Source organism: Neobacillus sedimentimangrovi (assembly GCF_010614825.1).
GTDB classification, from domain to species: Bacteria; Bacillota; Bacilli; order Bacillales; family Cytobacillaceae; genus Neobacillus; species Neobacillus thermocopriae.
In genome coordinates this window covers 1-8,112 of the sequence record NZ_JAAFZF010000077.1, presented here as the reverse complement: position 1 = coordinate 8,112, position 8,112 = coordinate 1, and the positions used below count along the sequence as shown (strand labels likewise).

4 protein-coding genes, 1 rRNA gene and 2 riboswitches are annotated in these 8,112 nt (G+C 38.2%); all 5 genes read left to right on the top strand.

The window, feature by feature from the left end; genetic code table 11:
* Window positions 1-506: 506 nt before the first annotated feature.
* Window positions 507-608: riboswitch (purine riboswitch) on the top strand.
* 149 nt (window positions 609-757) lie between these two features.
* Window positions 758-2,278, top strand: coding sequence for a glutamine-hydrolyzing GMP synthase (gene guaA, locus GZA11_RS15815; RefSeq protein ID WP_163184363.1), 1,521 nt, complete (start codon window positions 758-760; stop codon window positions 2,276-2,278).
* 96 nt (window positions 2,279-2,374) lie between these two features.
* Window positions 2,375-2,476: riboswitch (purine riboswitch) on the top strand.
* 112 nt (window positions 2,477-2,588) lie between these two features.
* Entirely contained in the window at window positions 2,589-3,920 is a 1,332-nt protein-coding gene (locus tag GZA11_RS15810; protein WP_163184362.1) for an NCS2 family permease, read from the top strand.
* A 316-nt stretch (window positions 3,921-4,236) separates the two neighbouring features.
* Window positions 4,237-5,079 carry a glucose PTS transporter transcription antiterminator GlcT gene (gene glcT, locus GZA11_RS15805; protein WP_038538824.1) on the top strand — a complete coding sequence of 281 codons (843 nt, stop codon included), beginning with the start codon at window positions 4,237-4,239 and terminating at the stop codon, window positions 5,077-5,079.
* A 183-nt stretch (window positions 5,080-5,262) separates the two neighbouring features.
* Window positions 5,263-7,335, top strand: a complete 2,073-nt coding sequence (gene ptsG, locus GZA11_RS15800; RefSeq protein WP_163184361.1) for a glucose-specific PTS transporter subunit IIBC — start codon at window positions 5,263-5,265, stop codon at window positions 7,333-7,335.
* Between the two features lie 560 nt (window positions 7,336-7,895).
* A 16S ribosomal RNA gene (locus GZA11_RS15795) occupies window positions 7,896-8,112 on the top strand; the annotation flags it as partial.

The following is an 8,112-nucleotide window of genomic DNA, read 5'->3' as shown; positions in this document are numbered from 1 at the left end:
CAATAAAATGACGCTTAAATTCGTCTGTATAGGTAATCGCCTTATCGCTAACTGATTTTACATAAGGATTCTTCTTTAGTAGTTCTTGTTCTTTTTTCGTTAATAGTCTCTTCGTCATTCTAGTTCCGCTCCAACATCTTTTTTCTCATTATAAACAAAAGTACCCTACAAGAAGGACTTTTTTCAAAGTGTCCATCTTATAGGGTACATTTTACTAAGGAAAAGCTTTTTTATTTTATTTGGTCATGAGCAAAGAGAGTTTGTCAGAAAGGAATTGATTTGATCATACGGAATGAGCGGTCTGCAGAGGTTTCTAACCTACTAGTAAAGAAAGACAAAATTCGCTATTTTCGAACATTTTGTGTCCTTCTAATAAAGAATTACACCTTCCAAAATCGAAATAATCTTCCAGATGGTACTTGGGAAAAGGTGAGGGAATTGTGGGAAAATTTAATTAAAAAGACAATTGCTTGACCAATCAAACATCCTATTTTACAATGAGTTGGAATTTAATAGAGATGTACCTTCATATATCCTCGATAATAGGGTTCGAGAGTCTCTACCAGGCCACCGTAAATGGCCTGACTATGAAGGCAGAATTTATATTAGTGATTCTTATGAGAACTAGAATTCTGCCTTCCTAAAGAGAAGTGAAGGGAATTCTAGTTTTTTTATATTTAAATTTTTACGTTTAAAATGGTAATAACTAAAATATCCATACAAAAATGAGGTGGCCGTTTTGACTCAAAAGCAAGATATGATCATTGTATTAGACTTTGGCAGCCAATATAATCAGTTGATTACACGCCGTATTCGCGAGTTTGGTGTGTACAGCGAACTTCATCCGCATACCATTACAGCAGAAGAAATCCGTAAGATGAATCCAAAAGGGATTATTTTTTCTGGTGGACCAAATAGCGTGTATGATGAAAATTCATTCCGCTGTGATGAAGAAATTTTTGAACTGGGCCTTCCTATCCTAGGAATTTGCTATGGAATGCAGTTAATGACTGTTCATTTTGGTGGCAAGGTCGAAAAAGCAAAGCACCGTGAATATGGAAAAGCAACCATGACGGTGAAAAATCAATCTGCCCTATTTGGCGGCCTGCCGGAAGAGCAAGTCGTGTGGATGAGCCATGGCGACTTGGTTGTGGAAGCTCCTGCTGGATTTAGGATTGATGCAACAAGTCCGTCCTGCCCGATCACTTCAATGAGTGATGAGAATAGAAAACTTTATGCGGTTCAGTTCCATCCGGAAGTACGCCATTCTGTTTACGGTAATGATATGCTTAAGAATTTTGTGTTTAATGTTTGCGATTGCAGTGGCACTTGGTCTATGGAAAACTTTATTGAGATGGAAATAGAGAAAATCCGTGAAACGGTAGGCGATAAAAAGGTTCTTTGTGCCCTAAGTGGTGGGGTAGATTCTTCTGTTGTTGCTGTTTTAATCCATAAAGCAATTGGTGACCAATTAACCTGTATTTTTGTTGATCATGGATTGTTACGGAAAAATGAAGCAGAAAGTGTTATGAAAACTTTCTCTGAAGGCTTCCAGATGAATGTCATCAAAGTAGAAGCAAAAGATCGCTTCTTATCAAAACTAAAAGGAGTTACTGATCCTGAACAGAAGCGGAAAATTATCGGTAACGAATTTATTTATGTTTTTGATGATGAAGCGTCAAAACTTGAAGGTATTGAATTTTTAGCTCAAGGAACACTTTATACTGATATTATCGAAAGCGGCACGGCTACTGCTCAAACAATTAAATCTCATCATAATGTAGGCGGACTACCAGAAGATATGCAATTTAAATTAATTGAGCCTTTAAACACATTGTTTAAGGATGAGGTCCGTGCACTTGGTACTGAACTTGGCATTCCTGATGAGATTGTATGGAGACAGCCTTTCCCTGGTCCTGGGTTAGGAATTCGTGTTCTTGGCGAGGTTACAGAAGATAAGCTGGAAATCGTCCGTGAATCGGATTGGATCTTACGCGAAGAAATTAAAAAAGCTGGTTTAGACCGTGACATATGGCAATACTTCACTGTGCTTCCGGATATTCGCAGTGTAGGTGTCATGGGTGATGCGAGAACCTATGATTATACAATCGGCATTCGTGCGGTTACCTCTATTGACGGAATGACATCTGATTGGGCTCGAATCCCATGGGATGTTCTTGAAGTCATTTCCACTCGAATTGTCAATGAAGTACCACATGTTAACCGTGTTGTTTATGACATCACTAGCAAGCCACCAGCAACAATTGAATGGGAATAAGAATAAAATAAATACGAACGATGCAAAAAAAAGTTTTTTGCATCGTTCGTATTTTTTATTGACGAATACGTGGGTCGTTGGTATGATAAGAGTGAAGTTAATATTGTCGAATCGCGTCGTATAATGTTGGGGATATGGCCCAAGAGTTTCTACCGAGCCACCGTAAATGGCTTGACTACGAGGCAGTGATAAATGGTGAGACAGTTTTTTTCCTCCGTTTATTTCATTTGCCTAAAGTCTAAAGCTTCGGTAGAATGCCGAAGCATTTTTTATTGCAAAATAAAAAGAAATATGATGGAGGGAAAGGGAAATGCATAAGTACTTTGAGTTTGAAAAATACGGTACAAATTACCGCCGTGAATTTATTGGCGGATTAACGACCTTCTTGGCAATGGCCTATATATTAGTAGTTAACCCATTAACACTTTCACTGGCATCTATAGAGGATCTACCTGAGGCATTAAGGATGGATTATGGGGCTGTATTTGTTGCAACCGCATTAGCTTCCGCATTAGGTTCCCTTATTATGGGGCTTTTAGGAAAATACCCGCTCGCTTTGGCACCGGGCATGGGGTTAAATGCATTTTTTGCCTATACTGTTGTTCTTGGAAGTGGGATTCCATGGCAGCATGCCCTTGGTGCGGTGTTCATCTCTGGAGTATTTTTCTTAATTCTGACATTAACAGGGCTTCGTGAAAAAATCATTAATGCGATTCCAGTTGAATTGAAATATGCAGTAGGTGCAGGAATTGGTTTGTTTATTACCTTTGTCGGTCTACAAAATGCGAAAATTATTGTGAATAACGATGCGACTCTTGTAGGATTGGGCGATTTATCAAATCCTGATACTCTGCTAGCTATTTTTGGATTAATTATTACGGTTATCATGATGACAAGAGGGATCACTGGAGCGGTATTTTACGGCATGGTGATTACGGTAATTGTCGGAATGATATTTAAATTAATCGATGTCCCAACCCAAGTAGTCGGCAGTGTTCCAAGTTTAGCCCCTACATTTGGTGCTGCATTTTCATCCTTTGGTGATAGCTCTTTTTATACGACTGCCATGCTGGGAGTGATCCTTACCTTCTTCTTTGTAGACTTTTTTGACAATGCCGGTACATTGGTTGCGGTGGCTAACCAAGCGGGACTGATGAAGGATGGAAAACTTGAGAATGCTGGAAGAGCGCTGATTTCTGATTCGGTTGCTTCGACAGCCGGAGCTATTCTGGGAACTTCAACAGTTACCTCTTATATCGAATCATCTGCTGGGGTAGCGGCTGGAGCGAGAACAGGATTTGCTTCATTGGTAACTGCCGGGCTGTTTATTTTATCGATCTTTTTCTTCCCATTATTATCGGTGGTTACTGCACCTGTAACCGCACCAGCATTAATTATTGTCGGTGTGTTAATGGTATCTTCTTTAGGTAAAATTGATTGGACGCGTTTTGAAATCGCCGTTCCAGCCTTCTTAACAATCATTGCGATGCCGTTATCCTACAGTATTGCTACAGGAATTGCGATTGGCTTTATCTTTTATCCAATTACAATGCTTATTAAAGGCCGTGGAAAAGACATTCATCCAATCATGTACTTTTTCTTTGTGATCTTTGTTCTCTATTTTATATTTTTACAACATTAATGAGCTGCGTTAATCGCAGCTTTTTTCTATTCTATAGAGGAGAATGTAATTTAGACATGGAGATTGGTCTAGTGTAATAGTGAGGCGATTTTGTTCTCCGTTCTTTGTATTTACATAAATTTCAATTGGAGCGTATCGGAAGCAAATAGGCATTGCATGAACAAAAGTGTCCATTTGGGTGGAAATTATATAGTTGACTGATTAATAAAAAATTAATTTTCATTTTTTAGGTTATGTCGAATTTTGTCGGTTGACTTCACGAGACCTCTCAGATACATTTTTTAATATAGTGGAATGGCAAAGAGAGGCTAATGGGATGGCAAACCTAAAAATTGAAAAAGTTTTAAATAACAATGTATTAATTGCTGAACACCCCAAATTTAAAGAAGTTATTTTAATCGGAAAAGGGATTGGTTTTAACCGAAAACGAGGGGACTTTATCGACACGGATCGAGTTGAAAAATTGTTTGTTCTTAAAAACGAAAAAGAACAAGAAAATTATATCAAGTTGCTTCCTTATATTGATCAAGAATTCCATGAAGTTATTATTTCGACAATGGAACTAATTAAACAGCGAACTAACTCTGGTTTAAATGAACATATCCATGTAGCCTTAACAGATCATTTAATGTTTGCGCTCTCAAGGGCATCCCAGGGGATGAAAATTAATAATCCATTCTTAGTTGAAACCAAAACACTTTATAGGCATGAATATGAAATCGCTTCAGAAGTAGTGGAGCTCATTAAAGAAAAGACGGGAGTTGCCCTTCCTGTTGGTGAGATTGGTTTTATTGCTTTGCATATCCATAGTGCTCTTACCAACAAAAATCTATCTGAGGTAAACCAGGACTCGCAGCTTGTTAGCAGGCTGGTAGAGATGGTGGAGGAGCAATTTGATATTCAAATTGATAAAGAAAGTATAGATTATATGAGGCTTGTCCGCCATCTTCGCTTTGCGATTGAGCGGGTAAAGAAGGGTGAGATGGTGGCAGAGCCAGAAAAAATTGCAACCCTCTTGAAAGAGGAATATCCGGTATGTTATAATCTTGCGTGGAAGCTCATTAAAGTAATGCAGCAAACATTAAAATTGAAAGTTTTTGATGCAGAAGCGGTTTATTTAACCATGCATTTGCAACGTATACAAAATAAATTTAAATAGCTATTATTATTACGTGTTACTGATTCGATCAGGCATGAGTAAAAAGTATTGATTGAAATAAGGATTATGGGGAATTCTATGCCCATACCTTCATTCAATCGATCTTTTTCTCATGCCTTTTTGTTTTGCTTACCTAGAAAAAGCATTTGTTTAATGAGCTAGAAAAATATAGGAGGTTTCAAAATGTTCAAAAAAGCTTTTGGCGTTTTGCAAAAGGTTGGACGAGCTTTGATGCTTCCAGTTGCCCTTTTGCCTGCAGCTGGTATCTTACTTGCTTTAGGGGCTGCTCTTCGAAACCCTACATTATTAGAGCTTGCTCCATTCCTAGATAACAGTGTTGTAGACCTTATTGCAGCAGTAATGCAAAAGGCTGGAGATATAGTATTTAGTAATCTTCCACTGTTATTTGCGGTAGGTGTTGCCATCGGTTTAGCTGGTGGTGAAGGTGTTGCTGGTCTAGCAGCAATTATCGGTTACCTTATTATGAATGTTACGATGGGAACTGTCCTTGGGATTGAAGCTGCCGATATTGAAGGAAATGCAGCTTATACGCTTTCTTTAGGAGTTCCTACTTTAGCTACAGGGGTATTTGGCGGGATTATTGTTGGTATTATTGCCGCCTATATGTATAACAAGTTCTATGAAATCGAGTTACCTTCTTACTTAGGATTCTTTGCAGGAAAAAGATTTGTTCCTATTATTACAGCGGCAAGTGCAGTTATTTTAGGTCTTATCATGATTTTTGTTTGGCCGCCAATTCAAGCTGGGCTAAACGCATTCTCGCAAAATATGGTTCATGCTAATTTAACGGTATCTGCATTTATTTTTGGTGTAATTGAACGTGCATTAATTCCTTTCGGTTTACACCATATCTTCTATTCACCTTTCTGGTATGAATTTGGTGAATACGTGACTAAGGCTGGAGATATCGTTCGTGGTGACCAAAGGATATTTATGGCACAAATTACTGATAACGTACAAAACTTGACAGCTGGTACATTTATGACTGGTAAATTCCCATTCATGATGTTTGGATTACCAGCAGCTGCTTTAGCGATTTATCATGAAGCTAGACCTGAAAAGAAAGTAGTGGTAGGGGGATTAATGGCATCTGCTGCTCTTACATCTTTCTTAACAGGTATTACAGAGCCAATTGAGTTCTCATTCTTGTTTGTGGCACCTGTGTTATTTGCGATTCATACCATTTTTGCTGGTCTGTCCTTTATGACCATGCACCTATTAGATGTAAAAATTGGAATGACTTTTTCAGGTGGATTAATCGATTATATCCTATTTGGATTAATTAATCCGCAGACAAATGCATGGATTGTTATCCCTGTTGGTCTAGTTTTTGCGGTTATTTACTACTTTGGATTCCGATTTGCTATTCGTAAATTCAATTTGAAAACACCAGGTCGTGAGCTAGATAATGAGGAAAACGAGGAGCCAACTGGTAAAGCTGGATCAGCAGACCTAGCTGCTAATATTTTAGATGCAATGGGCGGTAAGGAGAATATTGCACACTTAGATGCTTGTATTACACGTCTTCGTGTATCTGTTAATGATATTAGCAAAGTAGATAAAGATCAATTGAAAAAGCTTGGTGCAGCTGGTGTGTTAGAAGTTGGAAATAACATACAAGCCATTTTTGGCCCACGTTCTGAAACCATAAAAGGTCAAATGAAAGATATTATGGAAGGAAAACGTCCTCGTACAACGGCTGTTGTAGAACCTGAAAAAGGTGTGGAACAACAAATTGAAGAGGTAAACCCAGAAGCATTACAAACCGAGCATAAAAATGAGGAACAGTTTGTTGCGCCGATTAAAGGTGAAATCAAACCAATTACTGAAGTACCAGACCAAGTGTTTGCTGGAAAAATGATGGGCGATGGCTTTGCGATTGTTCCGGAAGAAGGTACAGTTGTTTCTCCTGTTGATGGAAAAATCGTTAACCTATTCCCGACAAAACATGCTCTTGGTATTTTATCTGATGGTGGCCGTGAGATTCTAATCCACGTCGGAATCGATACAGTGAACCTAAAAGGTGAAGGTTTTGAGGCGCTTGTGTCTGAAAACGACCGGGTAACAAAAGGCCAGCCATTATTGAAATTTGATATTCAATACATTAAAGAACATGCGAAATCAACAATTACACCTATTGTCTTTACGAATTTGGCTGAAGGTGAAAAAGTAGAAATCGAAAAACAAGGTCTTGTTGATTTGAAGCAAGAGGGAATAATTAAAATTACAAAATAAAAATTACAAAATAGACGATAGCCGACCTGTTTATTACGGGTCGGTTATTTTTGTATAATTTTAATAATATATAGGATATTATTTCGGAAAAGTGCAATTGACCCGGCCAGAAGTGTATACCACTACTCAAGACGATTGCTTCTAATCGTGTGATGGTTATGCTGGGTAAAGTCTTATTTTAGAGGAGATCCCTCTAAGATATAGGGAACAAGAAGAACAGCTGGTAAGGTAGAAAGGGGTTTGGAACCAGGATACATGCGCTAGACAATTTTTATGAAAAAAATACATTTTCATCTTAAAAAATTTTATTAAAAAAACGTTGACGTTATTTTAACATGGTGTTATTATATTAAAGTAGTCGTTATTCGGGTTAACAATTTGAAATAAGTTAAAGAAGTTGTTGACAACGAGTAATTGACGTGATATATTAATAGAGTTGTTTCTAATAAGACAACTTAAATGATTGTTCTTTGAAAACTAAACAATCAAAAACGTCAACAAATCACAACATTTGTTTCTGTTGAAACGAAGCCAACGTTAATTTTATGAGCTAATCAACTTTTTTGGAGAGTTTGATCCTGGCTCAGGACGAACGCTGGCGGCGTGCCTAATACATGCAAGTCGAGCGGACCAATAGAAGCTTGCTTCTGTTGGTTAGCGGCGGACGGGTGAGTAACACGTGGGCAACCTGCCTGTAAGACTGGGATAACTTCGGGAAACCGGAGCTAATACCGGATAATTCATCCCCTCGCATGAGGGGGTGCTGAAAGTCGGTTC

Coding starts and splice junctions, on each gene's coding strand:
- guaA (WP_163184363.1), top strand. CDS start 758: ATGATCATTGTATTAGACTTTGGCAGCCAATATAATCAGTTGATTACA.
- GZA11_RS15810 (WP_163184362.1), top strand. CDS start 2,589: ATGCATAAGTACTTTGAGTTTGAAAAATACGGTACAAATTACCGCCGT.
- glcT (WP_038538824.1), top strand. CDS start 4,237: ATGGCAAACCTAAAAATTGAAAAAGTTTTAAATAACAATGTATTAATT.
- ptsG (WP_163184361.1), top strand. CDS start 5,263: ATGTTCAAAAAAGCTTTTGGCGTTTTGCAAAAGGTTGGACGAGCTTTG.